23 protein-coding genes are annotated in these 21,360 nt (G+C 69.8%); 14 read left to right on the top strand and 9 right to left on the bottom strand.

Going from position 1 to position 21,360, the window contains the following annotated elements; translation table 11 throughout:
- Positions 1 to 2: 2 nt before the first annotated feature.
- From ACO07H_RS17650 to ACO07H_RS17625, 6 genes are all read right to left on the bottom strand, one after another.
- Complete coding sequence (locus tag ACO07H_RS17650; protein WP_422016511.1) at positions 3 to 749, bottom strand: phosphoadenylyl-sulfate reductase; 747 nt, start codon at positions 747 to 749, stop codon at positions 3 to 5.
- Positions 746 to 1,243 (bottom strand): DUF934 domain-containing protein, encoded by a 498-nt coding sequence (locus tag ACO07H_RS17645; RefSeq protein WP_422016509.1) that lies wholly within the window; start codon positions 1,241 to 1,243, stop codon positions 746 to 748. The genes ACO07H_RS17650 and ACO07H_RS17645 overlap by 4 nt, the downstream gene beginning before the upstream one ends.
- Complete coding sequence (locus ACO07H_RS17640) at positions 1,240 to 2,961, bottom strand: nitrite/sulfite reductase (RefSeq protein WP_422016507.1); 1,722 nt, start codon at positions 2,959 to 2,961, stop codon at positions 1,240 to 1,242. Before ACO07H_RS17640 ends, ACO07H_RS17645 begins: the two co-directional genes overlap by 4 nt.
- 107 nt (positions 2,962 to 3,068) lie before the next feature.
- A complete protein-coding gene (ybiB, locus tag ACO07H_RS17635; protein WP_422016505.1) occupies positions 3,069 to 4,001 on the bottom strand; it encodes a DNA-binding protein YbiB in 933 nt (310 codons plus the stop codon).
- A gap of 72 nt (positions 4,002 to 4,073) precedes the next feature.
- Entirely contained in the window at positions 4,074 to 4,643 is a 570-nt protein-coding gene (locus tag ACO07H_RS17630) for an outer membrane beta-barrel protein (RefSeq protein WP_422016503.1), read from the bottom strand.
- Positions 4,644 to 4,914: 271 nt separating this feature from the next.
- Positions 4,915 to 5,955 (bottom strand): ornithine cyclodeaminase, encoded by a 1,041-nt coding sequence (locus tag ACO07H_RS17625; protein ID WP_422016501.1) that lies wholly within the window; start codon positions 5,953 to 5,955, stop codon positions 4,915 to 4,917.
- A gap of 135 nt (positions 5,956 to 6,090) precedes the next feature.
- On the opposite strand from ACO07H_RS17625, the gene ACO07H_RS17620 reads away from it, so the two are divergent.
- The 3 genes from ACO07H_RS17620 (at position 6,091) to ACO07H_RS17610 (ending at position 8,149) form a co-directional block, all read left to right on the top strand.
- On the top strand, positions 6,091 to 6,516 hold the full coding sequence (locus tag ACO07H_RS17620; RefSeq protein ID WP_422016499.1) for an Lrp/AsnC family transcriptional regulator: 426 nt from the start codon (positions 6,091 to 6,093) through the stop codon (positions 6,514 to 6,516).
- A 68-nt stretch (positions 6,517 to 6,584) separates the two neighbouring features.
- Positions 6,585 to 7,514 (top strand): patatin-like phospholipase family protein, encoded by a 930-nt coding sequence (locus ACO07H_RS17615; RefSeq protein ID WP_422016497.1) that lies wholly within the window; start codon positions 6,585 to 6,587, stop codon positions 7,512 to 7,514.
- Entirely contained in the window at positions 7,514 to 8,149 is a 636-nt protein-coding gene (locus ACO07H_RS17610) for an LON peptidase substrate-binding domain-containing protein (RefSeq protein ID WP_422016495.1), read from the top strand. The genes ACO07H_RS17615 and ACO07H_RS17610 overlap by 1 nt, the downstream gene beginning before the upstream one ends.
- Here ACO07H_RS17610 and ACO07H_RS17605 read toward each other — a convergent pair.
- Both ACO07H_RS17605 and ACO07H_RS17600 read right to left on the bottom strand, forming a co-directional pair.
- On the bottom strand, positions 8,127 to 8,957 hold the full coding sequence (locus tag ACO07H_RS17605) for an alpha/beta hydrolase (RefSeq protein ID WP_422016493.1): 831 nt from the start codon (positions 8,955 to 8,957) through the stop codon (positions 8,127 to 8,129). The genes ACO07H_RS17610 and ACO07H_RS17605 overlap by 23 nt on opposite strands.
- Positions 8,954 to 10,834 (bottom strand): alkyl/aryl-sulfatase, encoded by a 1,881-nt coding sequence (locus ACO07H_RS17600; RefSeq protein WP_422016491.1) that lies wholly within the window; start codon positions 10,832 to 10,834, stop codon positions 8,954 to 8,956. The genes ACO07H_RS17605 and ACO07H_RS17600 overlap by 4 nt, the downstream gene beginning before the upstream one ends.
- A 127-nt stretch (positions 10,835 to 10,961) precedes the next feature.
- Here ACO07H_RS17600 and ACO07H_RS17595 point away from each other — a divergent pair, with 127 nt between their 5' ends.
- The 3 genes from ACO07H_RS17595 to ACO07H_RS17585 all read left to right on the top strand — a co-directional run bounded on the left by ACO07H_RS17595 (position 10,962) and on the right by ACO07H_RS17585 (position 12,665).
- Positions 10,962 to 11,423: an Rrf2 family transcriptional regulator gene (locus tag ACO07H_RS17595; protein ID WP_422016489.1), complete on the top strand. Its 462-nt coding sequence runs from the start codon at positions 10,962 to 10,964 to the stop codon at positions 11,421 to 11,423.
- Positions 11,413 to 12,294, top strand: coding sequence for an NAD(P)/FAD-dependent oxidoreductase (locus ACO07H_RS17590; RefSeq protein WP_422016487.1), 882 nt, complete (start codon positions 11,413 to 11,415; stop codon positions 12,292 to 12,294). Before ACO07H_RS17595 ends, ACO07H_RS17590 begins: the two co-directional genes overlap by 11 nt.
- 224 nt (positions 12,295 to 12,518) lie before the next feature.
- Positions 12,519 to 12,665, top strand: a complete 147-nt coding sequence (locus ACO07H_RS17585) for a hypothetical protein (RefSeq protein ID WP_422016485.1) — start codon at positions 12,519 to 12,521, stop codon at positions 12,663 to 12,665.
- 97 nt (positions 12,666 to 12,762) lie between these two features.
- On the opposite strand, the gene ACO07H_RS17580 is transcribed toward ACO07H_RS17585, so the two are convergent.
- Complete coding sequence (locus ACO07H_RS17580) at positions 12,763 to 13,317, bottom strand: phasin family protein (protein WP_422016483.1); 555 nt, start codon at positions 13,315 to 13,317, stop codon at positions 12,763 to 12,765.
- A 161-nt stretch (positions 13,318 to 13,478) separates the two neighbouring features.
- Here ACO07H_RS17580 and ACO07H_RS17575 point away from each other — a divergent pair, with 161 nt between their 5' ends.
- The 8 genes from ACO07H_RS17575 to ACO07H_RS17540 are packed head-to-tail and all read left to right on the top strand — an operon-like array spanning position 13,479 to position 21,301.
- On the top strand, positions 13,479 to 14,399 hold the full coding sequence (locus ACO07H_RS17575; RefSeq protein WP_422016481.1) for a histone deacetylase: 921 nt from the start codon (positions 13,479 to 13,481) through the stop codon (positions 14,397 to 14,399).
- A gap of 14 nt (positions 14,400 to 14,413) precedes the next feature.
- Complete coding sequence (locus tag ACO07H_RS17570; protein ID WP_422016479.1) at positions 14,414 to 14,875, top strand: acyl-CoA thioesterase; 462 nt, start codon at positions 14,414 to 14,416, stop codon at positions 14,873 to 14,875.
- Positions 14,872 to 15,585 carry a nitroreductase gene (locus tag ACO07H_RS17565; RefSeq protein WP_422016477.1) on the top strand — a complete coding sequence of 238 codons (714 nt, stop codon included), beginning with the start codon at positions 14,872 to 14,874 and terminating at the stop codon, positions 15,583 to 15,585. Before ACO07H_RS17570 ends, ACO07H_RS17565 begins: the two co-directional genes overlap by 4 nt.
- On the top strand, positions 15,585 to 16,928 hold the full coding sequence (locus tag ACO07H_RS17560; protein WP_422016475.1) for a sodium:proton antiporter: 1,344 nt from the start codon (positions 15,585 to 15,587) through the stop codon (positions 16,926 to 16,928). The genes ACO07H_RS17565 and ACO07H_RS17560 overlap by 1 nt, the downstream gene beginning before the upstream one ends.
- Positions 16,929 to 16,969: 41 nt before the next feature.
- On the top strand, positions 16,970 to 17,905 hold the full coding sequence (locus ACO07H_RS17555) for a 2-hydroxyacid dehydrogenase (protein ID WP_422018654.1): 936 nt from the start codon (positions 16,970 to 16,972) through the stop codon (positions 17,903 to 17,905).
- Complete coding sequence (locus ACO07H_RS17550) at positions 17,902 to 18,699, top strand: hypothetical protein (RefSeq protein WP_422016473.1); 798 nt, start codon at positions 17,902 to 17,904, stop codon at positions 18,697 to 18,699. The genes ACO07H_RS17555 and ACO07H_RS17550 overlap by 4 nt, the downstream gene beginning before the upstream one ends.
- 51 nt (positions 18,700 to 18,750) lie before the next feature.
- Entirely contained in the window at positions 18,751 to 20,139 is a 1,389-nt protein-coding gene (rmuC, locus tag ACO07H_RS17545) for a DNA recombination protein RmuC (protein WP_422016471.1), read from the top strand.
- Positions 20,140 to 20,146: 7 nt separating this feature from the next.
- A complete protein-coding gene (locus ACO07H_RS17540) occupies positions 20,147 to 21,301 on the top strand; it encodes an MFS transporter (protein ID WP_422016469.1) in 1,155 nt (384 codons plus the stop codon).
- Positions 21,302 to 21,360 lie beyond the last annotated feature (59 nt).

The raw sequence follows: 21,360 nt of genomic DNA, 5'->3' as shown, positions 1-21,360 counted from the left end.
ATTCATGATTTGGCGTGCAGACCGCATTCTTTGTTCGATTCCTCCCACCACCAACGCCCGGCCCGGAAATCTTCTCCGACGGCGATGGCGCGCGTGCAGGGCGCGCAGCCGATGCTGGGCATGAACTGGTCATGCAGCGGGTTGTACGGCACGGCGTACTTCTCGACATAGGCCCAGACCTCGCTCCAGGTCCAGTCGGCGATGGGGCTGACCTTGCGGCGGCCATTGCCATCGTCTTCCTCGAAGGCCACGTCGCCACGTGCGCCCGATTGCTCGCGGCGCAGACCGGTGATCCAGGCGCTGCGGCCTTTGAGCATGCGGCCCAGCGGCTCCATCTTGCGGATGCCGCAGCAGGCCTTGCGCAACTCGATGCTGTTGTACATCGCGTCTTCGCCCTCCTTGCGGACGAACTGGATGACGGCGTCGGCCACCGGCTTGAAGACCTCGACGTCGAAGCCGTAGCGGTCCTTGATCTGCGGCAGCAGCGCCAGCGTCTCGGCGTGCAGGCGGCCGGTGTCCAGCGTGCTTATGGCGATGGGCAGGCCGGTGCGGGCGATCAGGTCGGTGATGACCATGTCTTCCACGCCCAGGCTGCTGCTCTGCACCAGGCCGTCGCCGTGCGCAATGCTGGCGTCGGTCAGCCGTTGCAGCGCGGCAGCGATCTTGGTGTCCAGCGCCGGCGTCCACTTGGCGTACAGGCCAATGGCATGTCCTGCCGCAGCAGCCCAGGGCAGGGCGCTGACGCTCATGCAGCGCTCCGGCGCAGGAACCATGGCCGCGTCTCTGCCACGTCGCCCTGGTAGAAGCCCTTGTCGCTGAAGAAGGCCAGCGCCTTCTCGGCCGCCGCCTTGGACTGGTCGCCACGCAGCACCACTTCGTCGAAACCGGTGCGGGCGAGCAGCTGCATCATGTCCACCAGCACCTCGCCGCGCGCACGGATCGCGCCGACGAACCTGTAGCGGGTGCGCAGCAGATGGGCCTGGCTGTAGGCGCGGCCGTCGGTCCACTTCGGGAAGTCCAGCACCACCAGCGCGATGCGGTCCAGGTCGGGCACGAGCTGCGTGATGTCGGCGTCGTTCGGGAACTCGATGGCGACCGGCGTCGTGGTCGGCCAGCGGCCCTTGACCGCGTGCCATTGCTCCAGCGACAGCAGCTTGTGGGGTGCCGGATCGGGGTCGGGCTTGGGGCCGTCTTCGCCGATGGCGTGCTTCCATGGGCAGGTGGTGGCGTTGATGAACTTCATGCCGGTGCCTTGGCCGTGGACACGCGCACGGCGTTGGCCGCGGTCTTGAACGGATCGAGCCCGAGGCGCTTGACCGCGTCGATGAAGCGCTCGCCGGACAAGCGGTCGCGCTGGTAGGTGTTGAGCACCGCCTCGATGGCGTCGGCGATCTCGTCGGCCGCGAAGCTCGGGCCGATGACCTTGCCCGGCGTCGTCGTGCCGGACAGCGTCGAGCCGTCGCTGCCGCCCAGCGTCAACTGGTACCACTCGGCACCGTCCTTGTCGACGCCCAGGATGCCGATGTGGCCGCTGTGGTGGTGGCCGCAGGAGTTGATGCAGCCGCTGATGTGCAGGTCGATCTCGCCCAGGTCCACGAGCTCGTCCACGTCCTGGTAGCGCTCGGCGATCTCGGCCGCCAGCGGCAGCGAGCGGGCGTTGGCCAGCGCGCAGAAGTCGCCGCCGGGGCAGGCGATCTGGTCGGTCAGCAGGCCGGCGTTGGGCGTGGCGAAGCCGGCGGCGCGTGCGGCCTGGAACAGCTCGGCCAGGTCGGCCTCGCGCACCCAGGGCAGCACCAGGTTCTGGCGGTGCGACACGCGCAGCTCGCCGTGGCTGAAGCGCTCGGCCAGCGCGGCCGCGGTATCCATCACGTCAGCAGACATGTCGCCGGGCGCGATGCCCACGCGCTTGAGGCTGAGCGTGACGGCGCGGTAGCCGCTCAGGCGGTGGCCGTGCACGTTGCGGGCCAGCCAGCGGGCGAACGCCGGGTCGCCGTCGTCGAGCGTCACGGCAGGCTCGGCCTTCACGCCCGCCGGATCGACGAAGCTGGCCTTCACGCGGTCGAGTTCGGCCTGCGGGATCAATTGCTCGTGGCCCGCCGGGTCGTCGGCCAGGATGCGGCGGTACTCCTCGTTCACCGCGTCGACGAACTTCTGGCCCTCGGCCTTGACGAGGATCTTGATGCGCGCCTTGTAGAGGTTGTCGCGCCGGCCGGCGAGGTTGTAGACGCGCACCACGGCCTCGATGAAGACGAGGATGTGGTCCCAGGCGACGAAGGGCGAGATCTCGATGCCCGGGATGGGCGTGCGGCCCATGCCGCCGCCGACGAAGACCTGGAAGCCGATGTGGCCGGCGTCATCGCGCTTGAGCTGCAGGCCGATGTCATGCCAGCCGATGGCGGCGCGGTCTTCCAATGCACCGCTGATGGCGATCTTGAACTTGCGCGGCAGGTGGGCGAACTCGGGGTGCAACGTGCTCCACTGGCGCAGGATCTCGGCGTAGGGGCGCGGGTCGACGATCTCGTCGGGCGCGATGCCGGCGAACGCGTCGCTGGTGATGTTGCGGATGCAGTTGCCGCTGGTCTGGATGCCGTGCATGTCAACATCGGCCAGCAGCTCCATGACGGTGGCGCTGTCGACCAGCGGGATCCAGTTGTATTGCAGGTTCTGCCGCGTCGTGAAGTGGCCGTAGCCGCCCTGGCCGGCGAACGGGCCGTCGGGCTGGCGGTCGTAGGTGCGGGCGATGTGCGCCAGCTGGCGCAGCTGGCGCGCCGACAGCTCGCCGTACGGCACGGCCACGCGCAGCATGGGCGCATGGCGCTGGATGTACCAGCCGTTCTGCAGGCGCAGCGCGCGGAACTCGTCGGTGCCCAGCTCGCCGCGCAGGTGGCGCTCCAGCTGGTCGCGGTACTGGGCCGCACGCTGGCGGACGAAGTGGCGGTCGAAATCGGTGTACTGGTACATCGGGCAGCAACGGGCCAGGGATGGCGAGGCCGCGACTTTAGGGAATGCCGCGCCGCAACAGAACGACAGAGTTTCTTGGGCCATATACCCAAGTCGAATAAGCAATGTCAGTTTGTGGCCAGCAGCCGCAGCGCCGACACCTGCTCGGCGATGCGCGTGGGCAGCGGTTCGCGGCCGTCCAGCATCGCCTGGATCAGCGCCGCGTTGTCGGCAGGTGCACAGGCGGGCGACAGCGGCCAGTCCAGGTCGGTCGTGTCAGCCGCGTGCAGCGCCGCCGCCAGGCCGTCCTGGAAGCCGACCAGGTGGGCCTTGCGCCGCAGGTGGGCGTAGGCCTCGCCCTCGCTGGCGCGCATCAGCAGTGCGCGGCCACCGCCCCCGGGCACGGCCGTCAGGGCCGGCAACGTGGCGGCCATGCTGTCCAGGTACTCCGGGTGCGTCACCGCGACGACGCGCATGCCGCGGCCGGCGGGGAAGGGGTCCAGCAGCTTGGCCAGGCTGTGCGCGCTGTTGCGCAGGCCCAGCCGCGGGCGCAGCGCCATCAGCGCGTTCAAGCCTGGGTTCAGCAATTGCAAGGGCAGCACGGCCAGGCGGTCGCTGGCGAGGCGCTGTTCGGCCTCGGCCCGCGTGGCGCTGGCGGGCAGGCCCATCGCGTCGAGCAGCTCGAAGGGGCTGACGCGGCTGTCGAAGTCGTGCCGGCCGAAGATCAGCACCGGCACGCCCTCGCGGGCCAGCAGCCGCGCCACCAGCGGCATCAGGTTGGCCTGCTTGCGCGCGCCGTTGAGCGTGGGCAGCAGCACGGTGCGCGGGCCTGGCGGTGCGGCCAGGGGCGCGGTGCGCGCCTGCATCGCTGCAAGAAAGCCGGCCAGCTCGTCCGCGCTCTCGCCTTTCACGCGCAGCGCGATCAGCAAAGCGCCCAGCTCCAGGTCGGGCACGTGGCCATCGAGCATCGCGCCGAACAGGTCGTGCGCCTGCTCGCGCGTGAGGTCGCGCGCGCCTCGCGCACCGCGGCCGACTTCCCTGATCAACGACGCGTAATCCATGGCCCCAGTGTAGGAAGCGCCAACGAGAAGGGCCGCCTTTCGGCGGCCCCGGATGTCGCGGGCGGGGCTGCGTCAGAACGCCATGCGCGCGCCCAGCGACACCATGCGCACGTTGCTGCGCTCGCCCATGTATTCGGCGCGGGTCGCGTCCACGCCCAGTTCCAGGCGCGTGGTCGGCGTCAGCGCGTAGTTCAGGCCCAGTCCGATCAGCGGCTGCGTGCTGTTCTCGCTGTCCGAGCCGGTCAGCGAGCCCACTTCGGCATTCACCTTGGTGTGCACGCGGGCGACGCCCAGGCGGCCCGTCAGGCCCCATTGCGGCGTCAGCGCGGCGGTGTAGGCGGCACCGATGGACAGCGCCTGCGGCTTCGCGCTCACGCCGGTGGCACCTTGCGTGGCGCGGAACTTGCCGAAATCGGCATAGCCGCCTTCGAGCGCGAAGCCGTTGCCGAACGAGTAGCCCAGCACGGCCTTGCCGCCGAATGCGTTGCGGTCGCAGGTCTGCGTGCCGGAGCAGTCGGCGTTCAGGTGGCCCTGGCCGAGCGACAGCAGGGCGTAGGGGGACGCGCTGTTGATGTTGGTCGACTGGGCCTGCGCGGAGGCGGCAAGGGCCAGGGCGGCGAGGGTGATGGCGATTTGCTTCATGGGTACTGCTTTCCTATTCCATTCATCGGGGGGCATGGCCCTGATGGGCCGGTGCATCGATCTCGCGAGGTCATCGCGTGGACACATCCTCGGCGCCCCGCGGGGGTGCAGGATGTAGGACCAAACGCCCTTAACCAGAGGGCAACCGGCCCTTGCCGTTGGTTCACAAGCCCTACCGGTGCGCAAGTGAATTGACAGGATGTAACGGCGTCAGAGGAGGAAAGCATGGGGCCGCTTCCCCGCGGCCTCTTGAGGCATCCGCCTTCAGGAGTCAGGCGGCCTGCAACCGGCTGCTGCTCAGTCCCAGTTCGCCGAACAGGTCCTTGGGGTCGGCCATCTGCGGGATGAGGTCGATGGGTGCACCCAGACCCAGTTGCCGGCTCAGGTCGCGCAGCAGGCGCAGCGCCGAGAAGTCTTCCAGCGCGAAGCCCACCGAGTCGAACACGGTGACCTGGCCCGCGGACTCGCGGCCGGCCGCATCGCCCGCCAGCACGCGCCAGAACTCGGTGACAGGGAAGTCCGCCGGCATCTGCTGCACATCGCCCTCGATGCGCGACTGCGGCTCGTACTCGACGAACACGCGGGCCATCTCCAGCACGCCGCGGTGCAGCTCGGTCTTGCCGGGGCAGTCGCCGCCCACGCCGTTGACGTGCATGCCGGGCGCCATCATGTCCGGCGTCAGGATGGTCGCGTTGGCCTTGTCGGCGGTGACGGTGGTGACGATGTCGGCCCCGCGCACGGCCTCGGCGGTGGACGCGCAGACGGTGAGGGTCAGGCCTTGCGTGCCCTGCAGGTGGCGCACCAGCTTGGCGGTGGCGGCCGGGTCGATGTCGAACAGGCGCAGCTCGCGGATGCCCAGCAGGTGGTGGAAGGCCAGCGCCTGGAACTCGCTCTGCGCGCCGTTGCCGATCAGCGCCATCACGCGGCTGTCGGGTCGGGCCAGGCGCTTGGCGGCCATGACGGACGTCGCGGCGGTGCGCATGGCGGTGGTCAGCGTCAGCTCGGACAGCAGCAGCGGGGTGCCGGTGTCCACATCGGCCAGCACGCCGAACGCCATCACCGTGGGCAGGCCGTGCAGGTAGTTCCTGGGATGGCCGTTGACGTACTTGAAGCTGTACAGGCTGTCGTCGGCGATGGGCATCAGCTCGATGACGCCGTCGCGCGAATGGGCCGCGACGCGCGGCGTCTTGTCGAACGCCGCCCAGCGCCCGTAGTCGGATTCGAGGTAGGTGACGAGGCGGCGCAGTAAATCGGGAAGTCCCACGCGTTGCACGAGGGTGGCGACGTCCTGGGTGGTGAGCACGGTGGTCATGGCGGTCTCCGGTGAAGTTGTGAAAAGCCTTGGGGCCATTCTTTCGAGACGCTGCGTCAAACAGAAGCGCAAATCCTGCTCAATAGTGAGAGGCAAGTTGTCAAAATGACAGCCTGAGTTGACAATTTGACCGATATGGACACGCTGGACCAGCAACTTCTCGCGCTGCTGCGCACCGATGCCCGCGCCAGCGTCGCCACGCTGGCGGCCAAGCTGCAGGTGTCGCGCGGCACCGTCACCAACCGCATCGCCCGGCTGGAGGATGGCGGCGTCATCACCGGCTACACGGTGCGCCTGCGGCCCGACTCGGTGCCCGACGAGATCACCGCCTGGATGAGCATCACCGTGGACGGCAACCGCACGCGCGAGGTGGTGTCCATCCTGCTGGGCGAACCGGGCATCACCGGGCTGTTCGACACCAACGGCCGCTGGGACCTGCTGGCCGAGATCCGCAGCGCCAACCTGCAGGAGCTGGCCGAGGTGCTGGAGCGCGTGCGCCTCATCAAGGGCATCGCCGGCACCGAGACCAGCATCCACCTGCAGAGCTACAAGCTGGGTTGACGGGCCGGACACCTCACTCGGGTATGGTGCGGGGCGCTTCCGGCGTTGTTGCCCGCTCCCCGTTCCCGATGACTCCTGACCTGATCCGCCGCGCCCTGACCGTGGCCGCGCTCGCCTTGCTGGCGGGCTGTTCCGTGCTCACTTCGCCGCCGCCCGCGCCGCCCGTGGTCGTGGTGACCCCGCCGCCGGCCGAGCCGCCACCCGTCATCAAGCCCGCGCCCAAGCCCCCTCGCATCGGCCTGGCGCTGGGCGGCGGCGCGGCGCGCGGCTTCGCGCACATCGGCGTCATCCAGGTGCTGGAGGAGAACGGCATCAAGGTCGACCTCGTGGCCGGCACGTCGGCCGGCAGCCTCGTCGCGTCGCTGTACGCGTCGGGCAAGAGCGGCCGCGAGATGCAGGCGCTGGCCGAAGGCATGGACGAGGGCGCGATCACCGACTGGTCGTTCCCGCTGCGCGGCCTGATCCGCGGCGAGGCGCTGGCGCGCTTCGTCCGCGACAAGACCGGCGGCAAGAACATCGAGCAGATGGTGGTGCCGCTGGGCATCGTCGCGACGGACCTGGCCGACGGCTCGTCCATCCTGTTCCGCAGCGGCGACACCGGCACCGCGGTGCGCGCATCCAGCGCCGTGCCGGCCGTGTTCCAGCCGGTGCGCATCGGCCAGCGCGAGTTCGTCGACGGCGGCCTGGTGTCGCCGGTGCCGGTGCGCTTCGCCAGGGAGATGGGCGCGCAGTTCGTCATCGCCGTGGACATCACGTCGCCGCCCGAGAAGGACCCGCCGGGCGACGCCTTCCGCATGCTGATGCAGACCTTCTCCATCATGGGCCGCAGCATCAACATGTTCGAGCTGCGGGACGCCGACCTCGTCATCCGGCCGCGGCTGGAGGGTGTGGGCAGCGCCGACTTCACCGCCCGCCGCCGCGCCGTGCAGGCCGGGCGCGACGCGGCGCTGGCCATCCTGCCGCTGCTGAAGCAGCGCATCGCCGAGAAGACGCGCTGATGGATGCCGCCGAGACCCCGCTGTTCCCGTTGCGCTCCGTGCTGTTCCCGGGCGGGCACCTGCCGCTGCGCATCTTCGAGCCGCGCTACCTGGACATGGTGCGGCGCTGCCAGGCGCGTGGCGAGCCGTTCGGCGTCGTCGCGCTGACCGACGGCGGCGAGGTGCGCCAGCGCGACGGCGCAGGCTTCAAGGCCGAGTCCTTTCATGCGATCGGCACGCTGGCGCGCATCGAGCATTTCGAACATGCGCAGGCCGGGCTCATCGAGATCCGCACGCGCGGCGCGCAGCGCTTCAGGCTGACGGGCTCGCGCTGCCTGAGCCACGGCCTGTGGGTCGGCACGCTGGCGCTGCTGCCCGACGATGCCGAAGTGCCGGTGCCCGACGACCTGCACCTGGCCGCGCTGCAACTGCAGGCGCTGCTGGCCGGCTGGCAGCAGCGCGGCACGCCGGATGAGTTGCCCATCCAGCCGCCCTATGCCTGGGGTGATGCCGGCTGGCTGGCCAACCGCTGGGCCGAGCTGCTGCCGATGCCGCTGCCCGAACGCCAGCGGCTGATGGCGCTGGACAACCCGCTGCTGCGGCTGGAGCTGGTGGTGGACCGGCTGGACGCGATCAGCGGTTCAGCCAATCGGTGAGCGTCTTCAGTACCTCGGCCTTCCCGGGCTCGTTGAAGAGCTCGTGCGCGAAGCCCGGCCAAGGCCGGGTCGCGACGACGTTCGCCGGCGCAGCCGCCGCGAAGGCCTCGCTGCCGCGTGGCGCGACGCAGCGGTCGGCACCGGCCCACATCAGCAGCGTGCGCAGCTGCCAGCGGGGTGCTGCGGCGATGACAAAGGCGCCCTCGTCGACGATGAAGCGCGTCAGCCGCGCGGTGATGCGGTCGTGCACCAGCGGGTCGGCTTCGTAGGCCCGCACGACGGCCGGGTCGCGGCTGATCCATTCCGCCTTCAGCCCGTTGCTCACCGCCACGCCCGGCGCCAGCGCACCGGCCACGCCCAACAGCAGCTTCTGCACGCCCGACAGGCCGGCGTCCAGCGCCGGTGACGACAGCACCAGGCCGTCCAGCGGCCGGCTCCACGCGGCCGGCGCGGCGCTGAGCGCTTCGACCGCGAAGCGCGCCGCGACGAGGCCGCCCATGCTGTGACCCAGCAGCATGAAGCGCGTGCCGGGCCGGCGCACCGCGTCGATGACGCGGGCCGTGTCGCGCAGCAGCGCCTCGTGGCCGGGGATGTCACCGCGCTTGCCGCCGCTGCGGCCATGGCCGCGGTGGTCCCAGCCGTGCACGTCCCAGCCGTGCGCGGTCATCGCGGCGGCCACGTGGGCGTAGCGGTCGATGTGCTCGCCCAGGCCGTGCACGATGAGCACCTGGCCGCGGGCCGGCGCGGCGGTCGGCCAGTGCTGCAGTTGGAGCGTCAGGCCATCGTCGGTGGTGAGGGTGTCGGTCATCGCGTCACGATGGGGAAGTTGCCGGGCGCGGCCTGGAACAGGCCGAAGAAGCGACCCAGCGCCAGCGGGTTGCCGCCGAACTGCACGTCGCCGCCCGTCAGCGCTTCGCGGGCGCTGACCTGGCCGCTGAGCAGCTTCAGGTAGACCGCCTTGGGCAGCGTCAGCGTCGCGTTGGCCTCGGGGTCGGCCGCGCCCTTGCGGTAGCGCAGCACCGAGTTCTCGACGGCCAGCGCATAGGTCTCGCCCAGGTCGCTGAAGACGAGGTTGACCTTGAGCTTGACGCCCTCGGCCTTGGCCGGGTCCAGCGAGGCGGCGGAGCGCTCGATGAAGCGTTCGATGGGCACGTGCTGCAGCAGGTCGCCCAGCGACGCCAGGCCCAGGCCCTTGGGCGCCGCCTTGCCGCGTGCTTCCTGCGCGCCGGACAGGTAGAAGTTGCGCCACGGTGCTGACTCGGCACGCCAGGCCAGTTGCTCGAAGGACTGGGCCAGCAGTTCGCGCGCGGCCGCGTTGCCCGCATCGGCCAGCACCGCATGGCGCAGCAGCTCGGCAGCCCAGCGGTGGTCGCCGTTGTCGAACGCGGCCTGCGCGGCGGCGACCAGCTTGTCCGGCCCGCCGGCCAGCTGCACATAGCGCTTCGCGGCCTCGACGGGCGGCAGCGGGTCGAGGTGGCTGGGGTGGCCGTCGAAGAAGCCCAGGTAGAACTGGTAGACCGCGCGCACGTTGAACTTCAGCGCGCCGTAGTAGCCGCGGATGTCCAGCTCGTCCTGCAGCGCCTGGGGCAGGCGCATCTGCTCGGCGATCTCCTCGGCGTTCAGCCCGGCGTTGATGCCACGCACCGTCTGGTCGTGGATGAAGCGGTACAGGTCCGCCTGCGCGGCGATGAAGTGGCGGATGCGCGCCTCGCCCCACACCGGCCACTGGTGGCTGTTGAAGACGACGTCCGCGCCCGCCGCCCAGCCCTGCGCGGCGTCCAGATAGCCGGCCCACTTCAGCGCGTCGCGCACCTTGGCGCCGCGCGGCGTCAGCAGGTTGTGCAGGTTGTGGCTGAGCAGCTCGGCACCGCAGAAGGCCTTGAACTCGGGCAGCTCGATGACGAACTCGGCCGGCGCCTCGCTGCCCGGTACGTTGTGGAAGACGAGACGGCGGCCGTCCACGACCAGCTCCTGCCGATCGCCCTCGACGAGCTGCGTGGGCGCCAGGATGCCCAGCCGGCCCAGCGCCAGCGCCTTGCCCAGGCCGGTGTCGACCGAGCCCGTCGCGTTGCGCGGCAGCAGGTTGCCGTACATCCACGTCGCGCGCCGGCCCATCGCGGTGCCGACGAGCAGGTTCTCGCTCGTGGCCTCTTCCATGAAGCCGGCCGGCGCGATGACGGGCAGTTGGCGGGCCGCGGCGTCCTCGGCGCTGACGACACCCAGCGCGCCGCCGAAATGGTCGGCATGGCTGTGTGTGAAGACGATGGCCGACACGGGCTTGTTGCCCAGGTGCTGGCGAGCGAACGCCATGGCGGCAGTGGCCGTCTCGCGCGAGGACAGCGTGTCGATGACGATCCAGCCGGTCTTGCCGTCCACCAGCGTCAGGTTGGCGAGGTCGAAGCCGCGCACCTGCCAGATGCCACCTGCCGGGCCGTCGGTGACCTTGAACAAGCCGATCTCGTTGTTCAGCTTGGCGTGGCGCCACAGGCTGGCGTTGACGGTGGCGGGCGCCTCGCCCTGCACGAAGGCGTAGTCCGCAAAGTCCCAGACGACGCGGCCGTCGTCGGCCTTGATCTGGCCGCTGGGTTTGGCGATGAAGCCGCGTCGTGCCTCGGCGGGCGCCGGGTCGTCGGCGTGGGCCGTGAGGAGGGTTGCGGCGAGCAGGGCGGTGAGGAGGTGTCGCATCGCCCCATTCTTCCTCAGCGCGAGGGCGAGGCGCAGGGCGCTGTGCCGGTACCGCAAAACCTTGCTCAGGGAAGGGGCGGAGGCGATCCGGCCGGCCACCTGAAAGTCATGAAACTAAACTTGTTACATGAAACGAGACAGCAAGCTCTCCGGCGTCCTGCACGTGCTGCTGCACATGGCGGAGATGAACGGCCCGGCCACGTCCGAGACGCTCGCGCGAGCGATGAACACCAACCCGGTCGTCGTGCGGCGGCTGATGGCGGGCTTGCGCAAGGCGGGCTTCGTCGCGTCGGCCAAGGGTCATGGCGGCGGCTGGGTGCTGGGCTGCCCGCTGTCGGCAATGACGCTGGGCGATGTGCATGCGGCACTCGGCGCGCCGGCGCTGCTGGCCGTGGGCCTGCGCGATGCGCAATCGAGCTGCCTGGTCGAGCAGGCCGTCAACCACGCGCTCGGCGCGGCCTATGCCGAAGCGGAGGGACTGCTGGTGGCGCGCCTGCACGGTGTGAAGCTGTCGGTGCTGGCCGAAGACTTTCACCGCGGCATGCAGGCCCGCGGTCTGTCACTTGAGGATTTTCACCATGAGCTTTGATGTCATCGTCGTCGGCGGCAGCTATGCCGGCCTGTCGGCTGCACTGCAGCTGGCGCGGGCGCGCCAGCGCGTCGCCGTCGTGGATGCGGGCCAGCGCCGCAACCGCTTCGTCGCCACGTCGCATGGCTTTCTCGGCCAGGACGGCCGCGTGCCCGGTGACATCGTCCGCGATGCGAGGGCGCAACTGCTGGCCTATCCGAACGTGAGCTGGGTGGACGGCCAGGCCGCGGCGGCAAGCGGCGAGAAGGAGGCCTTCGAGGTGCAGGTGGCGGGGCGGCCGCTGCAGGGACGGCGTCTCGTGCTGGCCACCGGCATCGCCGATGAGCTGCCCGCCGTCGACGGCCTGCAGGAGCGATGGGGGCGCACGGTCTTTCACTGCCCGTACTGCCATGGCTACGAGCTGTCGCAAGGGGCCATCGGCGTGCTGGCCAGCAGTGCGCTTGCCATGCACCACGCGCTGATGCTGCCCGACTGGGGCCGGGTCACGCTGTTCCTGAACGGCAGTTTCGAGCCCGATGACGGGCAGGCGAGGGCGCTGGCGGCGCGCGGCGTCAGCGTCGAGGCCGTGCCGATCCAGCGCATCAGCGGCGAAGCGACGGTGGAACTGGTCGACGGCCGCCGCGTCGCGTTGGCAGGCCTGTTCACGGCCACGCGCACGCGCATGGCCAGCCCGCTGGCCGAGCAACTGGGCTGCGCGTTCGACGAAGGGCCTGCCGGGCCGTTCCTTCGGCGCACGATGATGGAGACGACGGTGCCGGGCGTGTTTGCCTGCGGCGACGCGGCGATGGCCTTCGGCAACGTGGCCATGTCGGTGGGCGACGGCGCGATGGCCGGGGCGGCCACGCACCGGTCGCTGATCCCGGGCCTGTGAGGCGCCGATGTTTGTCGATGCGCGGCTGTCTCGTTCATCATGGGTGCTGCAGGGCTGCGAGCCCTGCTGATCCGCCACGCCAGCATCCACAAGGCCCTGCGCGAACTGCTGGGCAAGCCCATCGAGGAATGCACGGCCTTGTGCATCCCCACCGCGGGCTATGGGCATCCCGTGGGCAGCGCCGAGAAGGCGTGGCGCTTCGTCGCGGGCCGGGAGAGTGTCCGATGGTCGAACTGGGCTGGAAGTCGGTGGGCCTGCTGGAACTCACAGCGCTGCCCAGCATCGCTGCCGAGCGCCGGGAGCCCTGGGTGCGCGGTGCCGACGTGCTGCTGGCGAATGGCGGCGATGCGCTCTACCTGGCGTCCTGGTGATCTCCGAAAGACGCTGGCGCCGCTTTGGCGTTTGATGCGCGCCCATAAAAAAGCCCGGTGCACGCCTGCACCGGGCTCTTCAGGAAAGCGTGGTCGCTCAGGCGGCGCGCTTGGAGGCGCGGGTCGCGGTCTGCGTGGCCTTGACGGCTTGCGACGTGGCGGTCTGGAAGTTGGTTTCGGCCACTTCGACGGCCTGCTTGGCAGCCTTCTGCACCGATTCGAACGCGTTGTTGGCTGCGGCGACGGCCGACTTCACCAGTGCGACGGCGTTCTCGGTGCCGGCCGGTGCGTTCTTGGCGGCGGTGTCGACGACGGCGGCGAACTTCTGCTGCGCGTCGGCGAACTGCGCTTCAGCAGCCTTGGCAACTTCGGCGCCGGTGCTGGAGGCGATGTCGTAGAGGTGGCGGCTGTACGAAGCAGCCTTCTCGGCCGTCGGCTGCAGCAGCGCGGCCTGCAGGGACAGCAGCTCTTGTGCGTCCTTGACGGACATCGCGGCGGCGGTCGTGTCGGCGGCTTCGCTCAGCGCGGTCTTGGCGACCTGCAGGTTCAGCTCGACGAGCTTTTCGACGCCTTCGAACGCCTTGTTCGTCAGGCCGAAGAGGGTTTCGACATTGGCCTTATGGGCGGCGAGGACTTGTTCAGCGGTGAGCATGTGGGACTCCGTTTCAGGTGGTTGAACCATTTGCGGTGCTTTTGCTGCACTGCAACATGACCAATGATAGGGGTTCCCCCGGGGATTGCAAGCACTTTTGTTGCGGTGCAGCAAATTAGGGGTGCAAAGGCTAAGCGGGCCAGCCGCTATCGTTGCGCCCGATGCTGGCCTTCCACTCCGATGCCCACAGCCTGGCGCTGCCGCCAGGGCACCGCTTTCCGCAGTCCAAGTACCGGCTGCTGCGCGAGCATTTCGAGCGCGAGCCGGGCCGGTTGCGCATGGCGGCGGCGCCCGCCGCGACCGAGGGCGAGCTGGCGCTGGCGCACACGTCCGACTACATCGACGCGGTGCTGCACGGCCACCTGAGTGCCGCCCAGCAGCGTGAGATCGGTTTTCCGTGGAGCCCGTCGATGGCCGCGCGTTCGCGGCACTCGGTGGGCGCCAGCATCGCCGCAGCGCGCGCGGCGCTGGCCGAGGGCGTGGCTGCCAACATGGCCGGCGGCACCCACCATGCCTATGCGGACAAGGGCTCGGGCTACTGCGTCTTCAACGACGTGGCTGTCGCGGCGCGGTTGATGCAGTCGGAGTGGTCACAGCGACATCGCAGCACGCTGAAGGTGCTGGTCATCGACCTCGACGTGCACCAGGGCAACGGCACGGCCGCCATCTTCCGCGGCGACGACACCGTGTTCACCTTCTCCATGCACGGCGCGCGCAACTTCCCGTTCCGCAAGGAGGCGAGCGACCTGGACGTGGACCTGCCGGACGGCTGCGGCGATGCCGACTACCTCGCCGCGCTGGACCGCGCGCTCGACGAGGTCTGGTGCCGCGCTCAGCCGGGCCTGGCCTTCTACCTGGCGGGCGCCGACCCGCACGAGGCCGACCGCCTGGGCCGCCTGAAGCTGACCTACGACGGTCTGGCCGAGCGCGACCGCCGCGTGCTGGCCGCGTTGCGCGAGCGGCGCATCCCGGTGGCGCTGAGCATGGCCGGCGGCTACGGACACGACCTCGCGACGACAGTGGCGGTGCAGGTCACGACGCTCAACCTCGCGGCGGATACCTGGGCGACATGGCCCCGGTAGACCCTCGTGGAAGAATGCGTGACATGACGTCACGCCCCGAATCCCGGCCCCGGCCCGACACCCGCGACGCCTACCCCCGCTTCGTGCCGCTGACCACCCGCTGGATGGACAACGACGTCTATGGCCACCTGAACAATGTCGTCTACTACAGCCTGTTCGACACGGCCGTGAACAGCCTGCTGATCGAGGCCGGCGCGCTGGACATCCATGGCGGCGCCGTCATCGGCTTGGTCGTCGAGACGCACTGCAACTTCTTCGAGTCGCTGGCCTTCCCGCAGCGCATCGAGGCTGGCGTGCGAGTCGCGCGGCAGGGCCGCTCCAGCGTGCGCTACGAGATCGGCCTGTTCGCCGAAGGCGCCGCCACCTGCGCCGCGCGCGGCCACTTCGTGCACGTCTACGTGGACCGCGACGGCCGCCGCCCCGTGGCCGAGCTGCCGCCGGCCTACCTCCAAACCCTGAAGACCCTCACCCCATGAGCCGTTTCGCCACGCCCACGCCCGAGCAGACCGCCGCGGTCGATGCCGCCATCAAGACGCGCCATTCGCTGCGCGCCTTCCTGCCCACGCCGGTGCCGCGCCAGACCGTCGAGGACATCCTTGAAGTCGCGTCGTGGGCGCCGTCCGGCACCAACACCCAGCCCTGGCAGGTCCACGTGCTGACGGGCGAGGCGCTCAAGCGCGTGTCCGGCCGCATCCACGCCGCCTACCTGGACCCGGCGCAGAACGCGGCCCACAAGGAGGAGTACCCGTACTACCCCAACGAATGGCGCAGTCCCTACATCGACCGCCGCCGCAAGGTGGGCTGGGACCTGTACGGCCTGCTGGGCATCGCCAAGACCGACAAGGCGCGCATGCAGCACCAGCATGGCCGCAACTTCACGTTCTTCGACGCGCCGGTGGGCCTGTTCTTCACCATCGACCGCGTCATGCAGCAGGGCTCGTGGCTGGACTACGGCATGTTCCTGCAGAACGTCATGGTGGCGGCCCGCGCGCGCGGCCTGCACACCTGCCCGCAGGCGGCGTTCACGCAGTTCCACCGCCTCATCGCCGAGGAGCTGCAACTGGCGCCGGAGCAGATGCTGGTGTGCGGCATGTCGATGGGCCACGCCGACCCGCAGGCGAAAGAGAACAGCCTCGTCACCGAGCGCGCGCCGGTGTCCGAGTTCACGCGTTTCCTGGAGGACTGATGGCGCTGTCGGGAGCTGAACTGGGCCTGGCCTGGGCCGCGCCGTTTGCCGGCATGCTGCTGTCCATCGCCGTCATGCCGCTGGCGGCACCGGCGTTCTGGCACCACCACTTCGGCAAGATCGCCGCGGCGTGGACGCTGGCGTTGCTGGTGCCGTTCACGCTGGCCTTCGGCGCGGCGCAGGCCGGCGGCGTGCTGGTGCACACGCTGGTGGAGGAATACCTGCCGTTCACCATCCTGCTCTGCGCGCTGTACACCACGGCCGGTGGCATCTACATCCGCGGCAACCTGCACGGCCGCCCCGCGTTGAACGCCGGGCTGATGCTGCTGGGCGCCGTGCTGGCCAGCATCATGGGCACGACCGGCGCGTCCATGCTGCTGATCCGCCCGCTGATCCGGGCCAACGACAACCGCCGCCACAACGCCCACGTCGTCATCTTCTTCATCTTCATCGTCAGCAACGTCGGCGGCTCGCTGACGCCGCTGGGCGACCCGCCGCTGTTCCTCGGCTTCCTGCAGGGCGTGAGCTTCTTCTGGACGGTGAGCCACCTGCTGCCGGAAACGGCCTTCCTGCTGGGTGGCCTGCTGGCCGTGTTCTGGGTCATCGACGCCTGGCTGTACCGCAGGGAAGGTGTCACGCCGGCGGACCCGACGCCCGACACGCCCAGGCTCGGCCTGGAAGGCGCCATCAACCTGCTGCCGCTGGCCGTGGCCGTGGGCCTGGTGCTGATGAGCGGCACCTGGAAGCCCGGCATCGTCTTCGACCTGTGGGGCACCCCACTGCCGCTGCAGGCGCTGGTGCGCGATGCCGGCCTCGTCGGCGTGACGCTGGCCTCGCTGTGGCTGACGCCGGCCGGCGTGCGCGAGAGGAACCAGTTCTCCTGGGCACCCATGCAGGAGGTCGCCAAGCTCTTCATCGCCATCTTTCTGACCATGGTGCCGGTCATCGCGATGCTCAAGGCCGGGGCTGCCGGCGTGTTCGCGCCGCTGGCCGCGATGCTGACGGGCGCCGACGGCCAGCCGTCGCCAGCCGCCTATTTCTGGCTGACCGGCGGGCTGTCCTCGGTGCTCGACAACGCGCCGACCTACCTCGCCTTCTTCAACCTGGCCGGCGGCAACGCGCAGGCGCTGATGAACGAGGGCGCGATGGTGCTGGCGGCCATCTCCGGGGGCGCCGTCTTCATGGGCGCGATGACCTACATCGGCAACGCGCCCAACTTCATGGTCAAGGCGATTGCCGAGGAGCGCGGCGTCAGGATGCCCAGCTTCGGCGGCTATCTGCTGTGGTCCGGTGCGGTGCTGTTGCCGCTTCTCTTCGTGATGGCCTGGATATGGATGCATTGAAGCCCCAAGTGCTGATCGCGCGGCGCGTGCCGGCGGCGGTGATGGACCGACTCTCGGCCCGCTTCGGCGTGGACTACCACGACGGCGAGGCGCCGCTGGGCGCCGACGCGCTGCGTGAGCGGCTGCAGGGCAAGGCCGGCGCCTACATCACCGGCACCGAGCGCATCACGGCCGAGCTGCTGGCCGCCTGCCCCGACCTGCGCGTCGTCAGCACGATGAGCGTGGGCTACAACCACATCGACCTGGCCGCCTGCACCGCGCGCGGCGTGCTCGTGACGAACACGCCCGACGTGCTGACCGAGACCACCGCCGACTTCGGCTTCGCGCTGCTGATGGCCACGGCCCGGCGCATGAGCGAAGGCGAGCGGCTGTTGCGCGACGGGGGCTGGAAGAGCTGGTCGTGGGACTTCCTGGCCGGCGCCGACATCTACAACAGCACGCTGGGCATCCTGGGCATGGGCCGCATCGGCCAGGCCATCGCGCGCCGCGGACGCTTCGGCTTCGGCATGAACGTGGTCTATCACAACCGCTCGCGCCTGCCCGCCGAGACCGAGACCGAACTCGGCGCCCGCTACGTCGCCAAGGACGAGCTGCTGCGCCAGGCCGACCACCTGGTGCTGGTGCTTCCGTACTCGGCCGAATCGCACCACTGCATCGCCGCTGCCGAGCTCGCGCTGATGAAGCCCACGGCCACGCTCATCAACATCGCCCGTGGCGGCATCGTCGACGAGGACGCGCTGGCGGCCGCGCTGCGCGAGCAGCGCATCGCCGCGGCGGGCCTGGATGTCTTCGAAGGCGAGCCGCGCGTGAACCCGGCTTTGCTCACGCTGCCCAACGTCGTGCTGACGCCCCACATCGCCAGCGCCACCATGCCCACACGCCTGGCCATGGCCGGCCTCGCCGCCGACAACCTCATCGCCGCGCTGACCGGCGCCACGCCGCCCACGCCTTTGAACGCTGAAGTCCTGACCCGATGAAATCTCGCCTGTTGATCTTGCTCGTCCTGCTTCCCGCGTTCGCTTTCGCCCAGCATGCGAAGAAACGTCCTGCCCCTGAGGTGGAGCCTGAGCCTGTCGTCGAGGACAAGACGCCGCGCGATTCCAACAAGTTCGCGGTGCTGTCGCTGCTAGGCGACGACGTGCAGCTCATCTATCTGACGCCAGCGCGCGGGGACACGGCGCAATCTGGCGAGTGGAAGGCGAAGCCTGCCGGCGACTTGGACAACACGGTGCTGCAGGTGATGGATTCCGCCATCAAGGACTCGGCGAAGGGCCGCGAAGCCAAGCTGTACACCTCGACGACACGCAGTTTGTTCGGCGATCCGGCATCGCTCTTCATCAACGGCAAGCTCAACCTGCCCGACAACCTGAGCGAAGCGGTACGACAGAGTGGCGCTGCGCACTTGCTGCTGGTGATCCGCAACCGGCAGGATCCTGGGCTGGCCGCAGCCTTGCCAGCGCGCATCTCGTCAATGCTGGACGGCCCGGGCTTCGTAGTGGATCAGCGCCCCAGTGGGCAGATCGGCTTCGACGGCCAGGGTGGCTTGCCCGTGCTCGCTCCTTATGTCTCCATCCGTATCGCGCTCATCGACCTCCGTGATCTCAAGCTCAAGCGCGAGCGGTCGATGGCCGTGGCGCGACGGCTTCAAGTGACTCCGGAGATGGGGGCCAACCCCTGGGCGGCGACGACGGCCGAGCAGCGTATGAAAGGACTTGAGGCCTTGATCGAGATCGAATTGCCCGCGGCTGTGAAGGCACTGATCGTGCCCTGATACCCGAGCTGCCAGGGCTGGTGGCTCGTCAGGGCGAGAGACAATCCCGGCATGAGTCTGATCGACGTGCTGCTGCCGGCCCTGCTGGCCCTGATCCTGGTTGTCCTTGTGCTGATCTGGCGGCGCCAGCAGCCACCTTCGGAGGCCGTCTCGCCTGAGCTGGCCCGGGCGCTGCAGCAGGGCAACGAACGGCTGGAGCGCGAGCTGCGCGACGAACTCGGCCGCAGCGCCAGCGGCACGCGCCAGGAGCTGCTGCAGGGCCTGGGCCAGGTGCAGCAGGCGCTGACGCAGGGGCTGCAGGGCAGCAACCAGTCGCTTAGCGCACAGGCGCTGGCCTCGCGCGAGGCGCAGGACGCGGCCGCGCTGCGCAGCGCGCAGGCGCAGGCCGAGGCCATGCAGCGCCTGGCCGAGGGCATGCGCGAGCAGCTCAAGGCCATGTCCACCGGCAACGAGCAGCGCATGGCCGAACTGCGCCACACGGTGGAGTTGCGCCTGACCAGCATCCAGCAGGACAACGAGAAGAAGCTGGAGCAGATGCGCGCCACCGTCGACGAGAAGCTGCATGCGACGCTGGAGCAGCGCCTGGGCGAGAGCTTCAAGCAGGTGGCCGAGCGGCTGGAGCAGGTGCACAAGGGCCTGGGCGAGATGCAGAACCTGGCGCGCGACGTGGGCTCGCTGAACCGCGTGCTGACCAACGTGAAGACGCGCGGCGTGTTCGGTGAAGTGCAGCTCGCCGGCCTGCTGGACCAGGTCTTCACGCCCGAGCAGTACGCGGCCAACGTGGCGACGCTGCCGGGCTCGAACGAACGCGTGGAGTTCGCGATTTCCTTGCCGGGCCAGCGTGACGATGGCAAGCCGCTGTGGCTGCCCATCGACGCCAAGTTCCCGCGCGAAGACTACGAGCGCCTGCTGGATGCACAGGACAAGGGCGACCCCGTGGGCGCCGAGGCCTCGGCCAAGGCCATCGAGATGCGGCTGCGCCTGGAGGCACGCACCATCCGCGAGAAGTACATCGCCCCGCCGCACACGACCGACTTCGCCATCCTGTTCGTGCCCACCGAGGGCTTGTACGCCGAGGCGCTGCGCCGCCCCGGGCTGATGGAGAGCCTGCAGCGCGAGCACAAGGTCATGCTGTGCGGCCCCACCACGCTGCTGGCCACGCTGACCAGCCTGCAGATGGGTTTCCGCACGCTGGCGTTGGAGAAGCGCTCCGCGGAAGTGTGGGAAGTGCTGGGCGCCGTCAAGACCGAGTTCGGCAAGTTCGGTGACGTGCTGGCCCGGGCCAAGAAGAAGATCGAGGAGGCCGGCAACACGCTGGACGCCGCCGAGGTGCGCACCCGGGCGATGACGCGCAAGCTCAAGGGTGTGGAAGCCTTGCCCGACGACGCGACGCAGCGGCTGCTGCAGCTGGCTGCCGACGTTGGCGAGGACGCCGAGTGAGCGCTGCATGAGTGATATCGCGCCGCGGCACCTGCGCCGCGCGTTTCCCTGGCTGATCGCCACGCTGATCTGCGTGCACGCCTGCATGGCGGTCACGCGCGTGACAGCCAGCCTTTGGGTGCTCAACCATGGCTACGGCGAGGCGTCCGTGGGGCTGCTGCTCAGCCTCTTCGCCGTCGCGCCCATCGGCCTGTCGCTGTGGGCGGGCCGGCTGGCGGACGCGCATGGGTTCCATCGCCCGGTCGGCTTCGGCGTGCTGCTGGCAGGCTTCGGGGCCTTGCTGGCGCTGGCCGTGCAGCAGCTCTGGGCCATTGCGCTGGGTTGCCTGGCCTGCGGCGGCGCGGTCGCGGTGGCTGCCGTGGCGATGCAGCGCGAGGCGGGGCTGATGGCGCAGGAGCCCGGCGAGCTCAAGCGCATCTTCAGCTGGGTGGCGCTCGGCCCCGCGCTGTCCAACGCGCTCGCGCCCATCATCGCGGGCCTGCTGATCGACCACGTCGGCATGACCGCCTCGTTCGCCTTCGCGGCGCTGCTGCCGCTGCTGGCCTGGACGCTGGCGCAGAAGGTGCCGCGCCACCTGCCCGAGCCGCGCAGCAAGAGCTTTCGCGAGCCGCCCGCGTGGGACCTGTTCCGCCTGCCGGCCTTCCGGCGGCTGATGGGGGTCAACCTCGTCATGTCGGCCTGTTGGGACGCGCACAGCTTCGTCGTGCCTGTGGTGGGCCACTCGCGCGGGCTGTCGGCGTCCAGCATCGGCATCGTGCTGGGCAGCTTCGCCATCGCAGCCACCTGCGTGCGGCTGGCCATCGTGCGCTTCGCCGACGACCTCGACGAGGTCAAGGCGATGCGCACCGCGATGGTGGTGGCGATGCTGACCTTCCTGGCCTATGCCTGGCTGCCCGGCACGGCCGGCCTGCTGTGCGGTTCGGCGCTGCTGGGCGTGGCGCTGGGCTCGGTGCAGCCCATGATCCTGTCCATGCTGCACCGCGTGACGCCGCCGGAGCGCCACGGCCAGGCGCTGGGGCTGCGCATGCTCTTCGTCAACAGCGCCACGGTGGCCATGCCGGCGGGCTTCGGCATGCTGGCCGCAGCCACCGCGCTGGCCGCCCCGATGTGGCTGATGGCTTCATTGCTGGTGCTGGCGCACGCGCAGGCGCGGCGGCTCTGAGCCGTGGCGCCCTTGGCGCGAGCCGGGTTTGCATTCCGAAACCACGCAGAATGGTCGCG

Source organism: Roseateles sp. (genome assembly GCF_965229315.1).
Taxonomy (GTDB): domain Bacteria; phylum Pseudomonadota; class Gammaproteobacteria; order Burkholderiales; family Burkholderiaceae_C; genus Pelomonas.
The sequence above is the reverse complement of the archived record's forward strand: the minus strand, read 5'-3'. Positions and strand labels throughout refer to the sequence as shown.